This is a genomic window from Rhodococcus sp. ACPA1, from assembly GCF_002300195.1.
Lineage (GTDB): Bacteria > Actinomycetota > Actinomycetes > Mycobacteriales > Mycobacteriaceae > Rhodococcus_F > Rhodococcus_F opacus.
Window position 1 is genome coordinate 506,067 of sequence record NZ_NSDX01000002.1, and the last position, 23,094, is coordinate 529,160.

At 63.3% G+C, this 23,094-nt stretch carries 21 protein-coding genes and 1 pseudogene; 14 read left to right on the forward strand and 8 right to left on the reverse strand.

Annotation, left to right across the window (positions count from 1 at the left end):
- Nucleotides 1-29 precede the first annotated feature (29 nt).
- The 8 genes from CJ177_RS08835 (at nt 30) to CJ177_RS08870 (ending at nt 6,747) form a co-directional block, all read left to right on the forward strand.
- Complete coding sequence (locus CJ177_RS08835) at nt 30-1,229, forward strand: cytochrome P450 (RefSeq protein WP_061700107.1); 1,200 nt, start codon at nt 30-32, stop codon at nt 1,227-1,229.
- A gap of 39 nt (nt 1,230-1,268) precedes the next feature.
- Nucleotides 1,269-1,475, forward strand: a complete 207-nt coding sequence (locus tag CJ177_RS08840) for a ferredoxin (protein WP_061042617.1) — start codon at nt 1,269-1,271, stop codon at nt 1,473-1,475.
- Nucleotides 1,472-2,665, forward strand: coding sequence for an NAD(P)/FAD-dependent oxidoreductase (locus tag CJ177_RS08845; protein ID WP_061700106.1), 1,194 nt, complete (start codon nt 1,472-1,474; stop codon nt 2,663-2,665). Before CJ177_RS08840 ends, CJ177_RS08845 begins: the two co-directional genes overlap by 4 nt.
- Nucleotides 2,662-3,168, forward strand: coding sequence for an HtaA domain-containing protein (locus CJ177_RS08850; protein WP_061042577.1), 507 nt, complete (start codon nt 2,662-2,664; stop codon nt 3,166-3,168). The genes CJ177_RS08845 and CJ177_RS08850 overlap by 4 nt, the downstream gene beginning before the upstream one ends.
- 219 nt (nt 3,169-3,387) lie before the next feature.
- The gene (locus CJ177_RS08855; RefSeq protein ID WP_061700105.1) at nt 3,388-4,650 is read left to right on the forward strand and encodes an FAD-dependent oxidoreductase; all 1,263 of its coding nucleotides are present in this window, start codon (nt 3,388-3,390) and stop codon (nt 4,648-4,650) included.
- 90 nt (nt 4,651-4,740) lie between these two features.
- Complete coding sequence (locus CJ177_RS08860) at nt 4,741-5,253, forward strand: carboxymuconolactone decarboxylase family protein (RefSeq protein WP_061700104.1); 513 nt, start codon at nt 4,741-4,743, stop codon at nt 5,251-5,253.
- Nucleotides 5,246-5,797 carry a nuclear transport factor 2 family protein gene (locus tag CJ177_RS08865; RefSeq protein WP_061042574.1) on the forward strand — a complete coding sequence of 184 codons (552 nt, stop codon included), beginning with the start codon at nt 5,246-5,248 and terminating at the stop codon, nt 5,795-5,797. The genes CJ177_RS08860 and CJ177_RS08865 overlap by 8 nt, the downstream gene beginning before the upstream one ends.
- 68 nt (nt 5,798-5,865) lie before the next feature.
- Nucleotides 5,866-6,747: a TIGR03619 family F420-dependent LLM class oxidoreductase gene (locus CJ177_RS08870; protein ID WP_061042573.1), complete on the forward strand. Its 882-nt coding sequence runs from the start codon at nt 5,866-5,868 to the stop codon at nt 6,745-6,747.
- A 59-nt stretch (nt 6,748-6,806) separates the two neighbouring features.
- On the opposite strand, the gene CJ177_RS08875 is transcribed toward CJ177_RS08870, so the two are convergent.
- The 3 genes from CJ177_RS08875 to CJ177_RS08885 form a co-directional block, all read right to left on the reverse strand.
- Nucleotides 6,807-7,640, reverse strand: a complete 834-nt coding sequence (locus tag CJ177_RS08875) for a mycofactocin-coupled SDR family oxidoreductase (protein ID WP_061042572.1) — start codon at nt 7,638-7,640, stop codon at nt 6,807-6,809.
- Nucleotides 7,641-7,834: 194 nt separating this feature from the next.
- Nucleotides 7,835-8,644, reverse strand: coding sequence for a mycofactocin-coupled SDR family oxidoreductase (locus CJ177_RS08880; protein ID WP_061042571.1), 810 nt, complete (start codon nt 8,642-8,644; stop codon nt 7,835-7,837).
- Nucleotides 8,645-8,870: 226 nt separating this feature from the next.
- Nucleotides 8,871-10,361 (reverse strand): aldehyde dehydrogenase, encoded by a 1,491-nt coding sequence (locus CJ177_RS08885; protein ID WP_061042570.1) that lies wholly within the window; start codon nt 10,359-10,361, stop codon nt 8,871-8,873.
- 385 nt (nt 10,362-10,746) lie between these two features.
- Between CJ177_RS08885 and CJ177_RS08890 the strand changes: the two genes are divergently transcribed.
- Complete coding sequence (locus CJ177_RS08890; RefSeq protein WP_061042569.1) at nt 10,747-11,571, forward strand: nitroreductase family protein; 825 nt, start codon at nt 10,747-10,749, stop codon at nt 11,569-11,571.
- Between the two features lie 35 nt (nt 11,572-11,606).
- On the opposite strand, the gene CJ177_RS08895 is transcribed toward CJ177_RS08890, so the two are convergent.
- Genes CJ177_RS08895 through CJ177_RS08915 form a run of 5 tightly spaced genes read right to left on the reverse strand, consistent with a single transcriptional unit; the run spans nt 11,607 to nt 16,631 of the window.
- Complete coding sequence (locus tag CJ177_RS08895) at nt 11,607-12,713, reverse strand: acyl-CoA dehydrogenase family protein (protein WP_061042568.1); 1,107 nt, start codon at nt 12,711-12,713, stop codon at nt 11,607-11,609.
- Between the two features lie 12 nt (nt 12,714-12,725).
- The gene (locus CJ177_RS08900; protein WP_061042567.1) at nt 12,726-13,904 is read right to left on the reverse strand and encodes an acyl-CoA dehydrogenase family protein; all 1,179 of its coding nucleotides are present in this window, start codon (nt 13,902-13,904) and stop codon (nt 12,726-12,728) included.
- Complete coding sequence (locus CJ177_RS08905; protein WP_061042566.1) at nt 13,901-14,323, reverse strand: Zn-ribbon domain-containing OB-fold protein; 423 nt, start codon at nt 14,321-14,323, stop codon at nt 13,901-13,903. Before CJ177_RS08905 ends, CJ177_RS08900 begins: the two co-directional genes overlap by 4 nt.
- On the reverse strand, nt 14,323-15,513 hold the full coding sequence (locus CJ177_RS08910) for a hypothetical protein (RefSeq protein ID WP_061042565.1): 1,191 nt from the start codon (nt 15,511-15,513) through the stop codon (nt 14,323-14,325). The genes CJ177_RS08905 and CJ177_RS08910 overlap by 1 nt, the downstream gene beginning before the upstream one ends.
- A gap of 38 nt (nt 15,514-15,551) precedes the next feature.
- On the reverse strand, nt 15,552-16,631 hold the full coding sequence (locus tag CJ177_RS08915; protein ID WP_061042564.1) for a phosphotransferase family protein: 1,080 nt from the start codon (nt 16,629-16,631) through the stop codon (nt 15,552-15,554).
- Between the two features lie 168 nt (nt 16,632-16,799).
- On the opposite strand from CJ177_RS08915, the pseudogene CJ177_RS08920 reads away from it, so the two are divergent.
- The 5 genes and pseudogenes from CJ177_RS08920 (at nt 16,800) to CJ177_RS08940 (ending at nt 21,893) form a co-directional block, all read left to right on the forward strand.
- Nucleotides 16,800-17,634 (forward strand): annotated as a pseudogene (locus CJ177_RS08920) (mycofactocin-coupled SDR family oxidoreductase).
- Between the two features lie 210 nt (nt 17,635-17,844).
- The gene (locus tag CJ177_RS08925) at nt 17,845-19,488 is read left to right on the forward strand and encodes an NAD(P)/FAD-dependent oxidoreductase (protein WP_061042563.1); all 1,644 of its coding nucleotides are present in this window, start codon (nt 17,845-17,847) and stop codon (nt 19,486-19,488) included.
- Nucleotides 19,485-20,408 carry an alpha/beta hydrolase gene (locus CJ177_RS08930; protein WP_061042562.1) on the forward strand — a complete coding sequence of 308 codons (924 nt, stop codon included), beginning with the start codon at nt 19,485-19,487 and terminating at the stop codon, nt 20,406-20,408. Before CJ177_RS08925 ends, CJ177_RS08930 begins: the two co-directional genes overlap by 4 nt.
- A 221-nt stretch (nt 20,409-20,629) precedes the next feature.
- A complete protein-coding gene (locus CJ177_RS08935; protein ID WP_197487970.1) occupies nt 20,630-20,839 on the forward strand; it encodes a hypothetical protein in 210 nt (69 codons plus the stop codon).
- A gap of 232 nt (nt 20,840-21,071) precedes the next feature.
- Complete coding sequence (locus CJ177_RS08940) at nt 21,072-21,893, forward strand: SDR family NAD(P)-dependent oxidoreductase (protein WP_061042560.1); 822 nt, start codon at nt 21,072-21,074, stop codon at nt 21,891-21,893.
- Nucleotides 21,894-23,094: the final 1,201 nt, after the last annotated feature.

Here is a 23,094-nt window from a genome sequence, read left to right on the forward strand (position 1 = left end):
GCGCGGAACCGAAGAAACGGAGAACCCTTATGTCCACTGAATTGAGTCCCCTTCTGACCGTGCGGCGGGAGATCGGCCACGGCTTCGCGCCCGATAGCGAACTCGTCAGGGTGCGTGATGCGGGAGAGCTACCGCAGCTAGGCCTCGACCTCCCTCAATACGGACACTTCGACGTGACGGCAATCACACGCTACGACGACGTCCGCGAGCTCCTGGGCAGCGGCGACGTCGTGATGGGACCAAGTTCGGAGGCGCAGACCTCTGGAACGTTGGCGAACATTCCGGGGTACTTCATCTACTACGACGGTCCTGAACACGCGCGGATCCGCCGCATGGTGAGTCGGTGGTTCACCGTGAAGAACATCCAGCGCCTGCGGCCCCGCATCGAAGAGATCGTCAATGAGAGCCTGGACAGCTTCGAGGCGCTCGGGGGGGCGGGAGACTTCTTCTCGCAGTTCGCCTTGCACGTGCCCACTCGGGTCATCTGCGAAATCCTTGGTATCCCCTTCGAAGACAGCGGCGATTTCCAGCAGTGGACTCTCGACATCCTGAGCCTCTCGTCCGCCACCGAGACCGCGATCTCAGCTGTCGCGGCGCTGCGTGCATACCTGCGCGAACGGGTTGTCGTGGCGAAGGCAACAGCCGCTGCCCGCGACGACCTCATCAGTGCCCTGATCACCGAGAACGAGGGCGAGATCACCGACGAGGAGATTGTCGGCATAGCGATGTTTGTGCTCATCGCGGGTCACGAGACGACGGCGAATGCGATCACGGTAGGGACGCTCGCTCTGCTGGAGCACCCAGATCAGGCCGCGGCTGTCAGGGATGACGACTCTGTGGTCCGCACTGCGATCGAGGAGCTGCTCCGCTATCTGTCCTTGGCAGTAGGAGTACATCGCCTCGTTGCTCGCGATACGACGATCGCGGGGCGCGATTTCTCGGTAGGCGAGCGGATCACATTCTCGTTGCTGGCTGCGAACAACGACCCAGCGTTGGTCGGGGACTTGCCGGAGCTGGATATCTCCAGAAAGCCTGTGCCGCACGTCGGCTTCGGCTTCGGCATCCATCAATGCCTCGGACAGCATCTGGCTCGCCTCGAGCTGACGGTCGCGATTCCTGCCGTGCTCCGGCGGTTTCCGAACCTGCGCGTCACGGTCCCGGCAGCCGAGATCGAATTCCGTCGCGACGCGCCCATCTACGGTGTTGCGTCGCTTCCGGTGGCGTGGTGACCCCGTCGCGCCAATAGGAGAGAAGAAATGATGAAAGAAATGCATATCGTCGTCGACGAAGACAAATGTGTCGCAGGTGGCCAGTGCGTCTTCGCGGCACCGGAAGTATTCGACCAGCGTGATGAGGACGGCATCGTGGTGTTGCTCGACGAGCATGTCCCCGTCTCCAGTGAAGAGGACGTGCTCACGGCGATCAGCCTGTGCCCGGCTGCCGCGATTCGGCTTGCGGAGCAAGAGGCACGATGAGAAGCGATGTCCTCATCGTAGGAGCTGCGGCAGCGGGCCTCACGGTTGCTGAGACCCTCCGCCGCAAGGGCTTCGCAGGCAGTATCCGCATGGTCGGTGACGAGCCGCATCCTCCCTACGATCGCCCGCCGCTGTCCAAGCAGGTACTCGCGGGTGAATGGGAGCCGGCTCGCGCAGCCCTTCGCTCGAGCGAGGTCATCGACGCCCTCGACATGCGATTGGATCTCGGAGTCGAGGCGACCGCGCTGAACGTACTCGACCACACCGTGGCCTTCGACGACGGGACCGTGGGTGAATACGGCTCGTTGGTGATCGCGACGGGGCTGCGTCCCCGGCAGTTGCCCGGTTGGCAGGACATTCACGGAGTGCAGAGCCTGCACAGCCTCTCTGACAGCCTCCGGCTGCGAGAGCAGCTCACGGGTGCGCGCGATGTCGTCATCGCCGGTGCCGGCGTATTGGGTTGCGAGATGGCCGCGACCGCACGTAAATTCGGCGCGAAGGTGACGATCGTTGATCCGGTGCCGTCGCCGATGTTACGCGTCGTCGGCGAGGCGCTCGGTGCCCGTATCCGGTCACTGCATGAGGCTCATGGGGTCGAGTTCCGACTCGAGACGATGGTTCGGGACATCGTCGCCGACGGTGGACGAGTCGTCGGCGTGGACGTCGGCGACGAGGTAATCCCCGCCGACATCGTGGTGGTCTCTATCGGCTCGTCGCCGGCGACAGGGTGGCTCGATTCGAGCGGTCTCGAACTTGCTGACGGCGTCGTCTGCGATGCGTATTGCCGCGCAGCTGAGGACGTCTACGCGGCGGGCGATGTCGCGCGCTGGTATGACAAGCGCCGTGACGCCCATGTGCGATTCGAGAACCGGACGAACGCATCCGAGCAGGGCATGCTGGTCGCACGGAACATTCTGGGTGAAGAACTCGAGTACACCCCGATCGCCTATTTTTGGACCGACCAGTATGACGTCAAGATCCAGGTGTACGGCACCGTCCCCGACGGAGCCACCGTCGAGACGATAGAGGATGAGCCGGAACGCAATCGGTTCCTCGTCAGGGCGATCTCCGACGGACGAGTCACCGGCGTGGTGGGCTGGAACAACCCACGGGGCGTGCGAATGGCGCGCCAGCGGATCGTGGATGCCGAGCTCGCCATACAGAAAAGCCTCGAGACCCGCGTTCGATGACGGGCGAGCCGACGCAGCTGCTAGGGCTGCTGTGGGGGGTGAGGAGCAGCTTCCGGGGGTACGTCGCGCGGTCGCCTGGATCTCGAATCGCGGTCGGGAACGGTGCGGGAGTCTCCGCCTCCGACGAGTTTTTCTTCGCGCCCGCTGTCGAGCAGGAGAACGCAGTGCCCTTCGCTCACGGCACGGGCACACTGCGATTCACCGGTTCGGTGCATTTCGTCGCGCACCACGGTTTTCTCTCGGTGCCGATCGTGGATCCTTGGGTGCAGTTCGACGGTGCGGACATCGTGTTGAGCATCGCGGGTACGGGCTCGAGCGACGCGCGGGTGCGGATCGCGCGGGTGGGGCCAGGCGCATCGGTGTCGGACGCGGGGACCTCGTACTGGCCCGAGCTCCCAGCACGGCTTCATGAGGACGGTGTCGAGGTATTTGGCGGGACCTATCCGGCCGACACGCCACTCGATCCCGTGCGAATCCGCGTCAACATGGCCCGTTTGACATAGGGGATTGCCGAAAAACAGTATCGATAGCTATATTTATGGTTAGAATTTCGATAGAATAGAAGTTAGTTTCGCAAATTTGCTCGAACGACAGCGCTCCGCCGATCCTGGCGGCCCCATGATTTCGATGAACAGCGACTTGCACCCGTAATCGGTTGGCACTCGCGCATCGTCGCCACCGGACGTGACTGTCATTGAGCGTGACGCCGAGGAGAGTGCGCAGTGTCCGAACGGGAATTGTTGGAAGTGGACGTGTTGGTGCTTGGTGCCGGGATGGCCGGGCTCACCGCAGCATCGGTCGCAGCCAAGGGAGGGGCCAGCGTCCTTGTCGTCGAGCGTGCTGCAACCAGTGGCGGCACCTCGATGCTTTCGTCAGGTTTCGTTTGGCGATTCGGCTCGATGGAGGAGTATGCGGCCGAGGACCCCAAGGGAAACCGGGAGCTTCAGTCCATCATCTATGACGAGTTCGAGAACCTCATCTCGCATCTCGAGGACGTGAGCGGAGTTACGACGCCTCTCATCCCTGTGCTCGACGGTTGGGGGCACGAGGCCGATCTGGGCACCTACTTCGCGCGCGCTATCCGCGAGGTCGAGAAGGCCGGGGGACAGATCGTCTACGGCGCCGTCACCGACCGGCTGATCGTGGAGTCGGGTCGAGTGGTGGGCGCGGTCATTCTCGACGACTCCCTCGAGGTCGAGGTGCGAGCCTCCGCGACGGTGCTCTCTACCGGTGGATTCGCGCAGTCGCAGAAACACCTCGAGGAGTTCTTCGGCCCGGCCGGTGCGACGCTGCGTGCGCGCGCTGCAGAGACGGTCCGTGGCGACGGACTGGACCTCGCCAGGGCGGCCGGCGCGCGCATTGTGCGGGAGGGTGGCTTCTACGGACACCTCGTGGGCAAGAACGTCGAACTCGCCGAGCACAGCGACGCATGGCACACCTACAGCAACCTACGTAGCTGGGCCTGCTGGCTCTACAACCGCGACGGAGAACGATTCACCGACGAGAAACGCGGCGACCACATCAACTCGCTGGCGCTGCTGAGCCAGCCGGATTCCACCGGCCTGCTCGTCTGGGACGAAGACATCAACACCCGTGTGCCGGCCTCGAAGCCTGTCCAGCCGATCGACTCATTCGAAAAGTCGCTCATGCTCGGAGCGCTCGGGAAGCTGTGCGAGACACCCGAGGCGGTCGCCGAGTTTGCCAAGGAGAACGGTTTCGCGCCTCCGGTCCTGCCTGCCGACCACGGCAGTGCGCCCTTCCGTGCGCTCTTCGTCGAGCCATCCATCACGGTCCCGTACCCAGGCATCGCCATAGATACGAACGCGCAGGTGCTTTCGGAGGTCGGTGAGCCCATCGAAGGGCTCTACGCCACGGGCGCAGACTGCGGTGGCGTCAACTTCGAGGGCTACGGTGGATCACTCTCGCTGGCAGGCACGACGGCCCTGCGCGCCGTCCGGAAAATCCTGGCGGGCGTGAAGGTGTGAGACGTGACGTCAACGCAGAGCTCGCGTTGACGTATGTGGGCGCGCGCCACCGTCGCTGAGGATCACGGTCGCAGTTGAGAAGGAGTAAGTATGTTGAGACTCGATCTGCCGGACACCGACAACCTCGCGGCGGCGGCGGGAGCTCTATCCCCACGGATATGGGATGACCTCGTCGCATTTAACGGGGCTGCACGCACACACGCGCGGCTCTCCGGTCGTGAGTTCGAAGCCGCTCGTTACCGCATCGCGCTGATCAACGACTGCAACTTGTGTCAGTCTCGGCGAGGTGCCCCTGGTGAAGAGGAGGGCGGCGCAGGAATTCCGGAGTCCTTCTACGAGGCAGTCACAACCTGGCGTGAGGATCAGTCTCCGTTCAGCGAACGGGAGTCGCTCGCAATCGAATTCGCTGAACGATTCGCTCTCGACCACATCGCGCTCCATGACGATGAGGTGTTCTGGGACCGGCTGCATGCGAGCTTCTCCGATCCCGAACTCGTCGACCTGGGTCTGGTGATTGCCGGATTCATCGGGGGCGGGCGTTTCCACCGTGTATTCGGGACCGACTCCGTTTGTATGGTCGATCTCTCCGCGCGAAATGCCTGAGGCCGCGGTAGGGGAGCTCGAACATCTTCGCGCCGAGCTCAGCCAACTGCTCGCGCGACAGCAGATCCTCGATTGCATTCACCGCGCAGCGCGGGGCCTCGACCGCCATGATGTGGAACTGCTGGCTAGCGCCTTCCATCCGGACGCCGTCGTTCGATACGGCAAGATTATCGATGGTGTTCCCGGAATTGCGCGCAAGTTGAACGAGGGCCACGCCTCGTCGTCGCGGGCGCACACGCACAACATCACGACACACAATTGCCGCATCGACGGGGACAGTGCCGAGGCGGAGTCCTACGTTCTTGCCGGACTGGCCTCCGGCGACCGGACCACGGTACGGCTACTCGGTGCTCGGTACCTCGACGTGCTCGACAAGCGCAACGACCGCTGGCTGATCAGCGCACGCGAGGTCGTCATCGAATGGTCGATGAGCGGGGACGCGAGCGCATTCTACTCGGAGACGTTCAATGCACGCGGCTATCCGACCGGAAGCTGGGATGGGTCGGATCCCTCGTATCGCATCGGCGGATTCCCGCGTACCTGACGAGTGGCGCAGGTCGTGTGGTTTCCATGCCGCCGAGGCTCAAATCCAGCAGCAACGAAGGGCATTACATGACTACAACGGCCAAACCACTCAAAGTCGGGCTCAGCCTGCGGCACACGCTGCAGGCGAACCCTCTCGCTCTCGCGGAGCTCGCGCGAGTCTGCGATGCCGTCGGACTCGACTCGCTCTGGTTGCCTCATCACACGATCATTCCCACTGATTACGCCAGCCGATACCCCTATCAGAAGGACAGCAAGCTGCCCTTTCCTGCCGACACGCTGTATTCGGACTCGCTGACCCTCCTGTCCTACGTGGCCGCCGTCACCACTCACGTTCGTCTTGGTACAAATGTCATCCCGCTCATCACGCAGCATCCACTCGCCCTCGCCAAGCAGGCTGCAACGGTGGATCACCTCTCCGGCGGCCGTCTGGAATTGGGTCTGGGCTCTGGCTGGTTGACTGAGGAAGGAACCGTGCTCGGTCAGCCGACGAACAAGCGAGCTCGCCGGCTGAGCGAGACGATCGACATCCTCCGCAAAGCTTGGACCGGTCAGCCCTTCACCCACGAGGGCGAGTTCTGGCAGTTCCCCGAGCTTGTCTGCAGCCCCGCCGCGGCCCAAGGATCGGATATCCCGATTTGGCTCGGAGGATCCTCACCCGCGGTCGTCGAAATTATTCGGACCCGCGGATCGGGTGCAATTCTGCCCCCGGGCGATGCGGGCGAGGAGATCCTCGCGCAGCTTCGGCCGTTGCTCCCGGCCGATCGGGACATCATCTCGCCGATGGTCGTCTCACCCGATTCGAGCGATGACGACATCCTCCGGTCTCTGGAATCCTGGCATCGGCGCGGAGTGGCCGGTGTCATCCTGCTCTCCCCGCCTGACACGGACATCGCGATCCCCTTGATGCGTCGGATCGGCGAGCATGTGTTGCCTCGGCTTGCCCGCTAAGAAACGACAATGCAGGTCCAGTCGACACAGCCGACTGGACCTGCCGTACTGCTGGTGGATCACCCGATTGCGTTGCCACCGTCGATGGGCAATGCGACTCCCGTGATGTAGCGCGCTTCTTCCGATGCCAAGAACAAAAGCGCATTGCTTAGGTCGACAGGCTCGATGAGGTCCACCGGGTATGGGTTCAACACGTGGGTTGCCGCGATGAAATCAGCCTTTGTCGGGTTCTCCATGTGGGGGAGGAAGACCCGGTAGGTTGCATCGTTGAAAGTCATGTCGGTTCCGACAGTCGTCGGGTGAATGGTGTTGACGCGAATGCGGTCTTCAGCGAGTTCGAGGGCAAGGGTTTTCATAAGCCCAATGAGACCAGATTTAGCCGCTGTGTAGTGCGCGGCATTTCGTACCGCGCGCAATCCAGTGACCGAACTCGTGATGACAATGGATCCGCCGCCGCTGGCACGAAGGTGGGGGGTTGCAGCCTTGACCGTGTGCCATACGCCAGTGAGGTTGATATCGATCATGTCTTGCCATGTTGTCTCGTCGAGAGTCTCGGCTGGCACGAAGCCGCTGACAACTCCGGCGTTTGCGGAGACGATGTCGAGTCGTCCGAACTGGTTGACACCGTCGTCGACCGCCTTCTTCAGAGCGTCATAGTCGCGGACGTCAGCGCGGGTGGCGACGATTTTCCGGCCGAGTGACTCGACCTGCCTGACCGTCTCTTGGAGGTCGTCCGCGGTACCCAATGCGTATGGAACTGAGGCGACGTCAGCCAGGATGTCGACGGTAATGATGTCGGCGCCTTCTTCGGCTAGCCGCACCGCATGGCTTCGGCCTTGGCCCTTTGCCCCGCCGGTAATGAACGCAACCTTGCCTTCTAATCGACCTGCCATTGTGCGTTACCTGCCCTTCTGCGCTTCCTGTCTCGATTTGCTCGGGTTCGTGCGCAAAGGCCGGCCGGCGCTTGCCCGGATTGGATCGATGCGGGCAAGCGAACCGGCTGCACTACTCAAATAGCTCGGTGCGGAAAGCCTTTGAACGCCACATCGCCATTCGCTACCAACGCGAGAGTTGACTGTTCGCGCACTCAGTAGTTGGCGAGGCCACCGTCCACCGACAGGGCGGTGCCGGTAACCCACGTTGACTCGTCGGACGCCAGATAGAGGACGGCGTTCGAAATTTCTGCCGGAGGCATGCGACCGGGAATCCACTGGGAGAACATGCCCACAAGGTCGGGGTTTACCTCGTTGAACCGCTCGAACATTTCCGCGGCCTGCGAAACCATCATGGTCTGTACTGCGCCGGGGTGGACGCTGTTCACGCGCACTTTCTGCTTCGCGAGCTCCATGGCGAAGGATCGCATCAATCCGGTGACGCCGAACTTGGAGGCGTTGTACGGGAGATTGAAGGGACCTGCTTTCAAACCGTTGGACGAGCTTGTCAGAATCACCGAACCGCCACCGCCGCTGATGAGATGCTCTACCCCCGCCATCACGCTGTTCCATGCGCCGATCAGGTTCACGTCGATGACAGTGCGCAGAATCTCGGGTGTCACCTCGTTCCAGGGCTTCATGATGGCCACGCCGGCGTTGGCGACAATGATGTCGAGGTGTCCCAACTCGCTGACCCCTCGATCGACAATCGTCTTCAGGCTGTCGAGGTCCCGCACGTCTGCGACGTCGCTGACAATTCGCCGACCAAGGGCCTCGACCTGACGCACGGTCTCTTTCAAGTCCTCGTTGGTCGAGGCTGGGTACATCACACCCTCGACGGGTGCAGCGATATCGATCGCAATGATGTCAGCGCCTTCTTCGGCGAGTCGGAGAGCGTGCGTCCGTCCCTGGCCTCTCGCCGCGCCGGTTATGAAAGCGACCTTTCCTTGCACGCGTCCGGTCATCTGTTGTGTCCTTCCGTAGTTCGCTCGCGAAGATCGTTGTCTAGCAATGCATGAGCCTTCGATTGGTCTTAAAAGCTGCGGTGGCGTCAGGTGGCTACGCACACGGTCCCGGTTCGTCGAGTCGCCCTTCGCCTCACTCCCGAACCGCGACGCAACACGAAATGTCCTCAGGTAGTTGAGAACTAGCGCTCGCCCGCCCGGCCGAGACGGCTCTGCCGGCGCTTACTCAGCGTTCGAGGACCGTCTTGATGTTCGTGAACTCCTCGACGCCGAGTCGGCCGCCCTCGCGTCCGAAGCCGCTGCGTCCGACTCCGCCGTACGGTGCGGTGGGGCTGTACGCCACGCCTGTATTGACACCGACGGTGCCGGATTTGAGCTGCGGAATGATTCGGCGGATTCGTCGAGCGTCCGGCGTCTGCAGGTAATTCGACAGTCCGTACGGCGTCGAATTCGCGATCTGCACAGCGTCGGCTTCAGTATCGAACGGTGTAACCGCCATGACCGGACCGAATATTTCCTTCATAGCAAGGTCACTCGTTGGATCAACATCGACAAACACGGTGTTCGATACGAAGTAACCGTCGGCTAGTTCGCCACCCAGACGTTCGCCACCGACTAGGAGTCGACCGGCTCCGCTCGCCTTTGCAGACACGATTGTGCCGAGAATGCGGGCCAGTGCCGCCTCATTGATTACTGGACCACCGATGTGTCCAGGTTCGAGAGGGTCACCGATGCTCAGTCCACCGACAAACGCTTCGATCCTGGAAACCACTTCGTCGTAAACTCCGCGTTGGACCAGTAGCCGTGTCGGCAAGGAGCAGCCCTGGCCCGTATTGACCAACGAGAAATTGCACTGGAAGCCGACGGCTTCGTCCAGGTTGGCATCATCAAAGATGATATTGGCTCCCTTGCCGCCCAACTCGAGCACCAGCGGCGTGAGGGAATGTGAGGCGCCACGCATGATGGCGCTGGCCGTGGGAGGTCCACCCGTGAACGAGATTTTGTTGACGTCAGGGTGGGCGACCAGCGCCTCACCGGCCTCGATCCCGCCAGGTACTAGGTTGAGGACGCCGTCGGGGAGGCCCGCCTGACGGCCGAGCTCTATCCACGGCACCGCACTGAAGGACGTCTGAACATCCGGCTTCAACACCACTGTATTGCCGGACGCGAGCGCGGCAGGGATCTTCATCGCCAGTGAGATCAACGGGGCATTCCATGTGATGATCGCAGCGACGACGCCAACCGGCTCGTGTATGGTGTAAACAAATCCCTGCTCAGCGTCGTGCGTGGTCACCTGACCGTCGAGCCGATCGGCCCACCCGGCCGCATATGAGCCCCAGTCGTAGGCGGCCGCAGCTCCGGAATCGGCGACCCCTAGCGGCATGCCGCTCTCCAGTCCCTGAAGCGGCGACCAGTGCGGATAGTCTCGAACCAGCTCGGCGAACCGCTGCAGCACTTCGCGCCGTCGTGCGGGGTTCCAAGCACGCCACGCGGGGAAAGCCGCTCGGGCGGCGCGGACGGCTTCGTCCACTTCTTTGGCGCTCGCAAGTGGGATCTCGGCCTGAACCTGGCCCGTAGAGGGGTTGACGTGTTGATGAACGCCGCCGCTGCCGGTGGTGCGCCTTTCGTCACCGATGATGATTTCCACTTTTGGAAGAGACGAACGAGCCGCCTCATGCCTCTCGGCGAGGGTGCTCTTGGTAACGACGTTGTTCACGGCTTCCCCATCTATGCATGCGGCGACTTTCGATACCTGCTTTCCACGAGGCTAGACGAAATGTCACAAGGCGTCCAGGATTTGATCAGTCAACAACTGATTTTCAGAAGTCATATCAATAAAAGCCGAATGCCAGTGGTGAGGGTCATCTAGGCGGTATGGGGTTGTCGCGGCGTTGACATCGGTCTCCCGGCGCCCTCGGGAGCGCAACTGGCGGTGGGCTGTTCGCAACGATCCCGTAGAATCGACTGTGCGGTGCCGCCACTGGGTCGGTGGTGGAACACGGCCCCATCCTGTACGGCGACTGTGACGCATGTATTCGAGGAATTGATTCGGAAGGGTAGAAATCTGGAACTAGGTGTTGCTTGTAGTAAAATCGTTTCATATGGCAACTGGCACAGTTCAACCTCAGTCTGCCCTCCAACAACGCTACGGCGACGCGACGATTCCCGAGCCTGCGCGGTGGAATAACGTGCTCGACACGGTGCACAACCACCGGTCCTACCGGCGGTATCTCCCAGACCCAGTGACTGACGAAGAGATAAGTCTGCTGGTATCGGCGGCACAATCTGCAGCGACGTCGTCAAACCTGCAGACCTGGACGGTCGTCGCGGTTCGCGATAAAGCGCGCAAGGCTCGCCTCGCCGCATTGGCTGGTCGCCAGACGCACTTCGTCGAAGCGCCGCTGCTGTTGGTGTGGACGGCGGACTTCGCGCGCCTTCGCCAGCTCGCCCAAGATCGCGGGGTAGCGCTGGACGGTGCGGACTATCTCGAGAGCAGCTACGTCGGATTCATCGATGCGGCGCTGGCGGCCCAGAACGCAGTGACCGCAGCTGAATCATTGGGCTTGGGAACGGTATTCGTCGGCGCCATCCGCAACAATCCGGAAGAGGTGGCTGCAGAACTAGGGCTGCCGAAGCACGTGTTCGCCGTGTTCGGACTCGTCGGACATCCCGTCCAGTCCGAACAAGCCCGAATCAAGCCGCGCCTCCCGCAGGCCGCGGTGCTGCATCACGAGACTTACGCGCTCGAATCTCAGCGCGGACAGGTCGATGTATACGAGGAGCGGATCGGTGCCTTCTACGCGGAGCAGGAGATGAGTCACTCGTGGACTGAACGGGTACTTGCTCGGCTGGCGTCGGCAGACAGTCTCAGTGGCCGGCACCGGCTGCGTGAGTCCCTCCGAATCCTTGGCTTCCCGCTCCGCTGACCCCGCGCAACCCGAATGCATTTCAAGCCGCTGAGTCAGCCCGCGGGTGTGAGGACGTCGCGTGCGATCTGACGCAACAGCGCGCTCGAGCCCTGGTGGCTCGCCCGTAGGAAGAGTGCGCGCTTGTAGTACCGATGCAAGGGCGCGTCCCACGTCATCCCGATACCACCGTGCAGTTGGATTGCCGTCTCGGCGGCTGCAACGGCTGCAGGCAAGGCGTGCGCTGCCGCCGCGGCGATCTCGAGCGACGCGGGTGCTTTGAGGCGGTCCGTCTCGAACGCAGCCCAGAGCACCAGCGAGCGCGCCAGTTCGCCGTCCACGTAGAGATCCGCGAGCTGATGGCTGACTCCTTGGAACGTCGCGACCGGACGGTCGAACTGCTCGCGCAGGGAGGTGTACTCCGCGGTGATGGTCAGCAGCCTGGAGATGATGCCGACTGCCTCCGCGGAGGCGAAGAGTCCGGACAGGTCCTCGACCCGCCGAGCCGTGTCCGTAGCCTCCTGACCGCTCAGCAGGATTCGTGCCGGTGCGGAGTCGAAGACGACCTCGCTGACCGACTGGCTGGCGTCCAGGCTCTCCGTGGGCCTGACCGAGGCATGCGCTGCGTCGACGAGGAGGATCGCCGGCGCGTCGCCCCATACGGGAACGAGGAACGCGTCTGCGGCATCGGCACCGATGACCCAGGTTCGAGTTCCGGACAGGAGCGGCTGCGTCGAGGTCCCTCCCACGGTCAGCGGCACGAACGCATCGAACAGTGTGCGTCCGCCCGCTGAGGCTCCCGCGAACGCGACGCGTCGCTCGCCGCCGACGACTGCGGGGATAAGCTCCTCCGAGTCAGGGGAGGCGATCAGCCACGGCAGCACGTGTGCGACGGTGGCGAGCAGCGGGACAGGCAGAAGTCCGGCGCCGACCTCCTCGAAGAGCACCGCGGTGTCGCTGTGGGTGGCCCCTGCGCCACCGAGGTCTTCTGGCACGGTGAGTCCGAGCCACCCCAGCTCTGCGAGTTTTCGCCAGACGCGCGACGTGAGGCCGGTCGCATCGTCGACGTTCCTGTTCAGCTGCTCCAGCGGATTGATCGTGCCGATGAAGTCACGGCCGACCTTGCGAAGAGCATCCTGTTCCGGCGTGGGTCGAAGGTCCATTGATCTGATCTCCTATCGTGCACGCGGCAGTCGCAGGACGCGCTCCGCGATGATGTTGCGTAGGACCTCACTTGTGCCCGCTTCGATCGAGTTGCCTCTGGTGCGGAGCACCGTATATGCCCAGTGGCCGCCGTCGAGGCCGTCTGCGCCGGGCACCAGGCCGTCCAATCCCACGGCGTCCTGGGCGAGAGCCGCGAGTGCTTGGTTGAGCAGACTCCACTCCAGCTTCGAGATCGTGCCGGCGGAACTCGGCTTGCCGGTCTGGTCGAGCTCTGACAATGAGCGGAGATTGGTGACGCGCAGCCCCTGGGCACGCACCCAGATACGGGCGTACCGTTCCGCCAGGATCGGATCATCGGCTGGGACGTTGCCGTCCGCTCCCGGCCGTGTCATAAGCCCGCCGACCCTGTCGAGTTCGGCGATGAGCTGCGATGACAGGGCCACCCCGTGCGTAGACCGCTCGTAGTCGAGTGTGGTCAGGGCCACCTTCCATCCGTCACCAGGCTCGCCGAGCATGGAGCTTCGCGGTATCCGCACGTTGTCGAAGTAGATCTCGTTGAACTCGGGGTCTCCCGTGAGCTGGGGGAGTGGCCGCACGTCGACGCCTGGCAGCGACATGTCCACCAAGAAGAAGGAGAGGCCCTTATGCTTCGGCGCGGTCGGGTCGGTGCGCGCGAGGAGGATGCACCATCTCGCGTACTGCGCGAATGATGACCACACCTTCTGCCCGGTGATCACCCATTCGTCGCCGTCGAGTACTGCACAAGTGCGAGCCGCGGCGAGGTCGGATCCGCTGCCGGGTTCAGAGAACCCCTGACACCAGATTTCGTCCGCGGTCAACAGCGGTGGAAGAAGTCTCCGTTGCTGCTCATCGTTACCCCACGCGATGATTGTAGGACCCGCCATGTCCACACCAATCACGCCGAAGTGCTCGGGCACGCCGGCTCGCGCAGCCTCGGAGAGCCAGATCTCCAGGTAGGAATATGGCAGGCTCCGTCCACCTGCCTCGATCGGCCACGTGATGCCCGCATAGCCGCCTTCGGCCATCGTGCGACTCCAGGCCCGCCACTGGTCGACTTCCGCCTCGGTCGGGATACCGGAGATCACGGGGGCCAGGTGCGCGTGGTCCCCGAGCCACGCTCTGGCCTCGGCACGGAACGCGGCCTGACTCGCGTCGTCGTCGGGTGTCACGGTGTGACCCGCTCGAATCCGAGGAGTGTCGTTTCGTCGACTATGTAGGCGACCGGACGGACCACCATGTTGTCCTCGAGCGGTCCGTTCGCAATGCGGCCGAAGATCCGTCCGCCTCCGTCGAAAAGGACTGCTGCGATCGTGTACGGAGTCTCCGACGCAAAGGTCTCGTCCGCAGTCCGATGGACGACGATCCACGACTCCACCTTGCCCTGCTCAGGGAGAGGACGATCATCGACCGATTCGCTGCCACACTGCGAGCAGGTCGGCGTGGGTGGGAAGAAGGTGCGGTCACATGACTGGCAATGCGGAATAAGCAGTTCGCCGCGACCGAGTGCGTCCCACCACCAGCGGGTGTCCGGATCGATGTCGGGAGCGACGGTTGCGCGCTGGTCGATGACCTCGAATGAGTTGGACATCAGTTCCCCTTCCTGAACACGATCGCCGATCCGTCCACCAGAACACCAGAGGTGGCGACGCTGACCTCGGCATCCTTTACCTGTCGGCGCTCCCCGCGTCCTTGGACCTGGAGGACCGCCTCGGTCACGGTGTTCATTCCGTGCACGTAGCCCTCGTTAAGCAGCCCGCCGTGCGTGTTGGTCGGGATCCTGCCGGTCAGTCCCGTCTCGCCGGAGCGGATCAAGTCGCCGGCTTCGCCTCGTTCGGCGAAGCCGAGCGCCTCGAGTCCGTAAAGCACCGCAGGACTGAAGCAGTCGTAGATTTCAGCGACGTCCACGTCGGTCGGTCCAAGACCGGCGGACTTCCAGAGTCGCGGCGCGAGCAGGTGCTGGCAGTTGCGGCTGAAGTCGGGCCATGAGTGCAGGTCCGCGATGTCGAGACCCGAACCGCGCCCGGTCACCCAGGCACCTCCTTCGATGATCGCCGGAGTGACCGGGGCATCGGCGGCGCGGTCGACGGAGGTGACGACCAGTGCGACCGCGCCGTCCACCTCGACGGTGCAGTCCACCGTTCTGAAAGGCTCCACGACGTAGGAGCGGGAGAAGTACTCGTCGAGGCTGAGCGGGTCGCGGCGGACAGCGCGGTCGTTCAGCGCCGAGTACTCCCTCTGCTTCATCACGACCGCGGCGAGATCTTCACTGGTCGCGCCTGTTTCGATCATGAAGCGACGCGACCACATGGCGATGTACTGAGGGTACGAGTTCAAGCCGATCGGATATCGGAACTGACCCGACGGGGAGTCGAAGTGCGTCGAGCCCACCTTCTTACCGCTGCGCCCGTTCAGCGCGCGGTACACGATGACGGTGGACGCGACGCCCGACGCGACAGCCATCGCGGCGTTCAATACGGCGAACGCAGGCTGCGATCCTCCGTTGTTCAGGTCCAGGACGAAGCTCAGGTCGTTGCAAGCCAGACCGGTTCCGACAGCCTGGCTTGTCACCGAGTCGTTGAACAAACCATAGCTGCACACCCCGTCTACATCGGCTGCGGTCAGGCCCGCATCGGCGAGCGCCGCGCGAGCGGCCTCGAGGGCGAGGTCGAGGACGCTTCGCGGCTCCCCTGAGACCGCAAGCTTGGTGTAACCCACGCCGGTGACGGCGGCCTTTCCGGCGTACGCGGGCCGCGCGGACCCGGGCGCTCTCTGTGACATGTGGATGAACCTCTTTCGTTTCTGAATTGACGGGGTGTCTATGCCTGCGGTGCGTGGGCGTCGGGCCAGAACGCGGTCAGGCCGTGGTCGAGTACGGCTCGGCCATCCTCGAGTAAGCCGGCCATCGTGCCCTGCAGCTCCTCGTATATGGGGTCTCGGAGCCGACCGCGCCGGCTGAGCTGCAGGTTGTATGCCAGGATCGCGGCGTACTTGAAGCATGAGGCCGCGACGTGCCAAGACAGTACGTCGGGGTCGGCTCCATACAGCTCGGCGAGTCGCGCGCCGGTAACCTCCACTGATCCGGTCGGATTCGGCTCGGGCTCGTACCGGCGCCGTAGCGCGGCAACCGTCAGGCACGCGAGGTCGGTGAGCGGATGCCCAAGCCCGGCAATCTCCCAATCGAACACAGCATTCACTGTCCGGGGGCCGAACAGCAGATTGCCGAAGTGGTAGTCGCCGTGAACGAGCACGGGCTCCGCTGACGGATCACTGCGGTTGAGTTCGCGGAGGAGCTGCACGCGCAGTTCGTCAGCCGCATCTTGGACATGATCCGGTCCTCGCTCGACCAGCGGCACCCAACGTGCGATCTCGCCCTCCGGTGGCATACGAGGGTCGCCTGCGATACCCGACTCTTCGACGGAGAGCGTTTGGATCGCTTTCAGTGCCGACACTGCTGCGTTCGCCGTCTCGTCGTGGGAGTGGCGCTCGGCGAACTCGTGCCACTCGGCGCCGGAAACCAGTGACATCACCGCGATGGACCGCCCATCGACCGCTCCGGTGCTATCGCTCGCGAGTACCGCAGGAGCCGGAAGGTCATTTTGGTGCAGGGTGCCCATGATCCGGCCCTGCCGCCCGACGTCCGCGGGACCTGCAATTCGCACTCCCGTGGGTGAGAGCCGCACCACGATGTCGTCATCAGGCCTGGTAGACCGATGGAGCACTGCTCGGTAGGTGTCGCCGGAGTGTCCGGTGCCGAACCGCTGGAACTGCGTAAGGGCGACCGAAGGATCGTCGAGGGCGCGCTTGAGGAAGATCTCGACGCTGAGCGACGGATCGATGTGACCGGCGCCTTCGAGGTCCTGTCGGGTCCGCTTATCGGATCGTGCTCGTTCAGTCATACCGAAACTACTTTCGTTTATTTACATTGTGCTTCCCACTATATATAGGATCTGTCATGATTTGTCTAAGCGAATTCCACACAGGTGAGGCCAGGTGGGTCTCAATGTGACGTCGGTGTCCCGCACGGCGGGCGGGACACCGAGGTCGTCGAACGAATGGAGGATCAGATGGGGCGGGTAGCGGGAAAGGTGGCGTTCATCACGGGAGCGGCGCGGGGGCAGGGGCGCAGCCATGCGATTCGGTTGGCCGAGGAGGGGGCCGACATCATCGCCATGGATATCGCACGCGACATCGGGTCGGTGCCGTACGGGCTCGGGACTGCGGCTGACCTCGCGGAGACCGCACGCCAAGTCGAGGCTCTCGGTCGACGCGTCGTCATCTATGAGGTCGACGTGCGCGACTACGACCGGCTCGAGTCGGGGCTCGATGACGCGGTCGCTCAACTCGGCAGACTCGACATCGTGTCCGCGAACGCCGGAATCCTGAGCTTCGCCCCGATGGATCAGCTCACAGAAGAGCAGTTCGACGATCTGCTCGATGTGAATCTGAAGGGGGCATGGCACACGGCGAAGGCGGCCATTCCGCATCTTCGGGGCAACAAGGGCGGATCGATCATTCTCACCAGCTCCGCCTCCGGGATCAGCGGGGCGGGCAACATCGGGCACTACTCGGCGTCGAAGCACGGCATGGTCGGGCTGACCAAAAGTCTTGCGCTCGAGCTGGGCGTTGACAGGATCCGAGTCAACAGCGTGCACCCGACGAGTGTGGACACGAAGATGATTCAAAACGACGCGATCTACGAGCTGTTCATGCCGGATGTCACCCCTGCGGAGCGGACAAGGGAATCGGTGACACCACGATTTCTGAATCTCAACGGTCATCCCGATCCCCTGGGTGGAGGCGATCGATGTCTCCAACGCCGTCCTCTGGCTTGCTTCCGACGAGTCGCGCTACGTGACCGGGCACCAACTCACCGTCGACGCGGGTCAGCTCGCCCGATAGCGCGCGAGACGCGCAGGCGGTGCCGGCTGCAGGTTCGAGCTGAACCCGATCGAAATCAGTCGGGGTTTTCTGGACAGTATCGAACCGCATGTGTAATCTCGAATACATATTCTGAATTACTCGGTGCATTTTCAGAATGCATCGCGTCCTGGGCGGCACGGGGCGTGCCTCTGTCCGCGATCCACTGTTCGACTCAAGGGAGGCTGTGCTATGACCGATGTGACGGATGTCGAGTTCGACGCCATCGTGGTGGGGGCTGGTGCCTCCGGGCTCTATGCGCTCTATCGACTCCGCCAGGCGGGGCTGCGCGTTCGTATTCTCGAGGCCGCAAGCAGCGTTGGCGGTGTGTGGTTCTGGAATCGATATCCAGGCGCTCGATGCGATGTCGAGAGTGCTGACTACTCGTACTCCTTCTCCGCCGAGCTCGATCAGGAGTGGACCTGGAAGGACCGCTTCGCGACGCAGCCGGAGATCGAGGAGTATCTGAACTTCGTCGCCGACAAGTTCGACCTTCGTCAGGACATCCAGTTCAATACGCGTGTCGAAGCCGCTGTTTTCGATGACCAGACGGGCATGTGGACGGTCTCGACGTCAGAGGGCGAGACGTTCGTCGTGCGGTACTGCGTGATGGCGACCGGCCAGCTCTCCTCATTCAACCGTCCGGTATTCAAGGGTGCTGAGCGATACCGGGGCCGAACGATAGACGCCGGCACCTGGCCAGACGAGCAGATCTCGTTCGAAGGACTTCGGGTGGGTGTTATCGGCACGGGATCGACGGGGATCCAGCTCATCCCCGAACTCGCCAAGGAAGCGAAGGAGGTCGTCGTGTTCCAGCGCACGCCGAACTTCAGCGTGCCTGCGGGGCACAAGAGGTACTCCGACAATGATGTTGCTGAGCTGAAGGCGACCTATCCCGAGCGTCGGATCGAGGTCCTCGATTCCCCGACGGGCAATGTGTACGACCCCAACCCGATGTCGGCCCTGGACGACACGCCAGAGAATCGGAAGCGCAACTTCGCTCGGCGGCAGAGCAACGGCGCGTTCGCCATCATGTTCTCGTACAGCGATCTGTTGACCAGCATGGAGGCAAACGCCTTCTTCACCGAGTTCCTGCAGAACGAGATCCGCAACAAGGTGAACGACCCGGCCGTCGCGGAGGACCTGGTGCCCACCGGCTATCCCGCGGGCAGCAAGCGACTCTGTGTCGATGGCGGCTATTACGAGACCTTCAACCGCAGCAACGTGCGCCTGGTGAACGTGAAGAAGACGCCCATCGAGGAGTTCACCGAGACCGGCATCCTGGTAGGCGACGAGAACATCGAACTCGACGTCGTGATCTACGCCACTGGATTCGACGCAATGACTGGTGCCATGACCAAGATCGACATCCGCGGACGCAACGGTCTCACGCTGCGCGAGAAGTGGGAGGATGGCCCTCGGGCCTACATCGGCCTGATGATCACCGACTTCCCGAACCTATTCATGATCGCCGGACCAGGCAGCCCCTCGGTTCTCGGCAATGTGATTCACTCGGCGGAACAGCACGTCAACTGGTTCGCAACGGCGATCGAGCGGATGCACGCGGACGGGCTCGACACCATGGAGCCGACCGAGCAGGCGGAGAACGATTGGCTCGAGCACGTTGCTCAGGTCGCGGATTCCACGGTCTACACGAAGACGACCTCTTGGTACCTGGGCTCGAACATCCCAGGCAAGCCGCGGGTATTCATGGCATACCTGGCCGGCACCAACACCTTCCGGAACATTTGCAACGAGATCGCGGCGGACAGCTACCGCGGGTTCGAGTTCAAGGCGCTCGAGAGCGCCGACCGCCTCGTAGGGACCGGCCAATGACACTGCACCGACAAGCCCAGGAACTGCTGGAGTCGTTCGCATCAGCCACCGGCGACGGCCCACCACCGGAGCGTTCGGTCGAAGAAATGCGGGCGCTATCCGGAGGCTTCCGCCAGATGCAGGGAGACGCGGCCGTCATCGGCAGCACCCGAGTCGAGAAGATCCCCGTGTCAGGTGGATTCGTAGAGGCCACCGTGTACGAGCCGGTGCGCGATGCGAAGGGACTCGTCGTGTACTTCCATGGAGGCGGCTTCGTCCTCGGCGCGCCTCGCGATTTCGAAGTGCTGTACCACGCGCTGGTGGCACAGTCGCAGGTGCGGCTCGTCGCCATCGACTATCGGCTGGCACCGGAGCACCCGTTCCCGACAGGGGTCGACGACTCGTATGCTGGGCTGCTCTGGTCTGCAGAGCATTTGGCGAACGGGTTACCGATCATCGTGGCCGGGGACAGCTCGGGTGGGACCTTCGCGGCGGTGGCTGCACGACGCGCGCGCGATCATGACGGTCCCGCCCTTGCAGCTCAGGTGTTGGTCTATCCGGTCACGGATCACGATTTCTCGCGGACCTCGTACGACGAGCATGGTGACAGCGGGCTGCTGGTCGGCAAGTCCGACATGGAGTGGTATTGGGCGCAGTATGCGAGTGATCCGGCTGTGCGAGACGGTGAGGACGCGTCGCCGCTGCGGGCAGCGTCGTTCGAGGGGCTGCCTCCGGCCTTCGTGTTGGTCGACGAGTACGACCCGGTACGCGATGAGGCGAAGGCCTTCGCAGACAGGCTTATCGATGCCAAGGTTCCCACGGTCGTCGACTACGTCGCCGACCAGATGCACGGATACTTCACGATGGCGAACATGATGGCGAGCGCCGACGAGTCGATCGCACGAGTGGCCGCGTACATCAGGTCAGTCGTTCATCACTGATGTAATCAAAGCAGTGATGTTGTCTGGCAGTGGCAACCGCCGCCGAGGGTGGATGAATGCGGATCGTGGGGCTGGTGAAGGAGGCACCGGACGCCTGCGGTGTGCGGAAGATGGAATCGACAACCTCTGCGTGACCGGCACTCTCGTGTCGCGGCGTCACCACACCGAGCTTGGTCACGGAGGTGGCAGCCTCCGGCTAAAGGAAGGTGCTGGTCGCCGCGGTGGACGATTCCGCGGCCACGGTGCGGCCGGATGCGGCGCTGAACTCGATCGAGGGCGGCGCCGCTGGCCGTACCGTGGCCGCGCTCGTGGTGGGCGCGGGCGACGCCCTGGAAACCGTCACCAGTCCGGGTGGAACCGTGTCGCAACGCCACGAATTATCTACCGCAACAGAGGTTCTATGGTCCCTGCGTTTGCCGGCTCGAAGGTGAGCGTCGATCGTGGGGCGGCCGTCGGAGGATCCGAGCGGTGGAGGGTGCCGGAAACATCGCATACGTGCAGCGGGTGTGGCGGACAGGAATCAGGCGGCGAAGAAGATCGTCGCAATCAATGAGGACGCCGACGCCCCGATCTTCGGCATCGCCGATTTCGACGTGGGGGATCCTTTCATGTCGCGCCAAAGGCGGCGTCGGCGATCAAGGCGCAGCAGGGCAGGGAGAAGGAATGAAGGTGTGGTTCATTACAGGGACGTCTCGGGGGTTCGGCCGAGAATGGGCTGAGGCGGCGTTGAACCGTGGCGACGCAGTCGTGGCGACGGCGCGGGATGCGAGCTCGCTCGAGCCGCTCGTTGCCGACTACGGCGACAGGGTGCTGACTTTGCCGCTGGACGTCACCGACCGCAGCGCAGCTTTCGAGGCGGTACGCCGAGGGCACGAGCGTTTTGGTCGGTTGGATGTGATCGTCAACAACGCCGGCTACCCCCAGCAGGGCATGGTGGAAGAGCTGTCGGAAGCCGACGTGCGCGACCAGATCGAGACCAATCTTTTCGGTGCAATCTGGGTCACGCAGGCGTCGCTCCCGTACCTGCGTGCGCAGCGGTCCGGGCACATCCTGCAGGTGAGCTCCGTCGGCGGCGTCACCGCCTGGCCGAACATCGGCATGTACAACGCATCCAAGTGGGCGCTCGAGGGCATTAGTCAGGCGCTTGCGGACGAGGTGGCCGCGTTTGGTATTCGCGTCACGCTCCTCGAGCCCGGCGGCTTCGCTACCGACCCGGACCGGGTGTCCATCCGTTTGCCCACCCCGATCCCGGACTACGACGTCGTCCGCGAATCGCCAGCGTTCGGTCAGCGCCGCCTCCCCAGGACGGGATCTCCGACCGCGGCAGCCACTGCGGTGCTGGAGCTCGTCGATCTCGAGGAGCCCCCGCTGCGGATCTTGCTCGGCGAGGATCCACTCAGGCTCGTCGAGGACGACTACAAGCTCCGACTCGCCCTGTGGAGGCAGTGGGATTGGCTATCCCGCGAAGCGGGCGGCACGCGGTGATGATCCGGACAGTTGTCGGCTCGCGGCGGTCTTTCGCTCGTCGACCGGCGGGTGGAAGAACTGAACGATATATTCCCCTATCCTCAGCCTGCCCATAGAGCGCCGCGAGGCATCACTCGCGGTCGAGGCCGTGAATACTGCGGCCGTGGCACTGTCAATCGCACCTGGCTCTGGCCCACTTTCCGTGATGATTCCTGAGTGTGTCAGTGGTTGAGGACTATTCGCTTGCGGAGGAGGAAGATCCGGCTCGTCCGCACATCTGTCTTTTGAGCATTTGATCCGATTTACGTTTCCCTCGACAGCGCCGGAGTTGTAGGGCAAGGTCAGCCCGTTGAGGACGGAGGTGTGGTCGAGCTCAAGTCCTCGGACGAATCGATGCAGTTGCGACAGATCGTCGGACGGGGGCGGCCGCAATGCACGAATTGAGACGGTCGCCGTGACGGCCGGTCAGCATGCCGGCGAACGAGGGGCGTGGGCGGGGTGGCCTCGAGGTGCCGGAATCTGGCGAGAACCTGTTTGAGTCCGAGCTGCATGTCGTCGGTGAGGTCGTCGGGATGGCACAGCATCCACAAGTAATTCGCCGAACCTTCGCGATTGTCGGTGTGGACGGCGGTGCGGCACCGACGTCGCGGAACGGGCAGAGGTAGTCACGAACGGCGGCGTAGCTGCCGCGATAGCCCCCGAATCTCGTCGAAGAGGGTGAGGGCGGTGTCGAAGAGCGTGAGGGCGGTCGTGAATCCGTCGTTCCATCTTCCGTGCCGCCCCGTAGCGGCGCTGTGTGCGGGCGACGAGGACGGATTGTTCGCGGTGCGCTGTGTGCGCCTGCTCGGTGGCCCACCGGAGATCCTCCGCGGCGGTGTGTTCGATGCTGGGCTGGAGGTCGACTGCGGCGTTGACGCGGAGGCAATCATGTTGGGCGGGAACGGTGCTCTCCACGGCATCGGCCATAGGTGCCACAGGTGCGAGCGGTCGGCAACTCAATCACGCTGGGGGCTCCGGTGCGCGCCCCTTCGGCGTACGCGCGAGTGTTCGGTCAGCCAGCACCTGCAGGATGAGGCGACTCGGTCGGTTCCCGATCGCGATGTCGGTCACCGTGCGTTCGTATCGGCTGTGCACTTGCTCGCAGGTATCACTGGCGGCGGGACGCCGACACCGGCTGTGGGGAAGCGCGAGTGCTTACCCCGCCCCAGAGACGTCACTC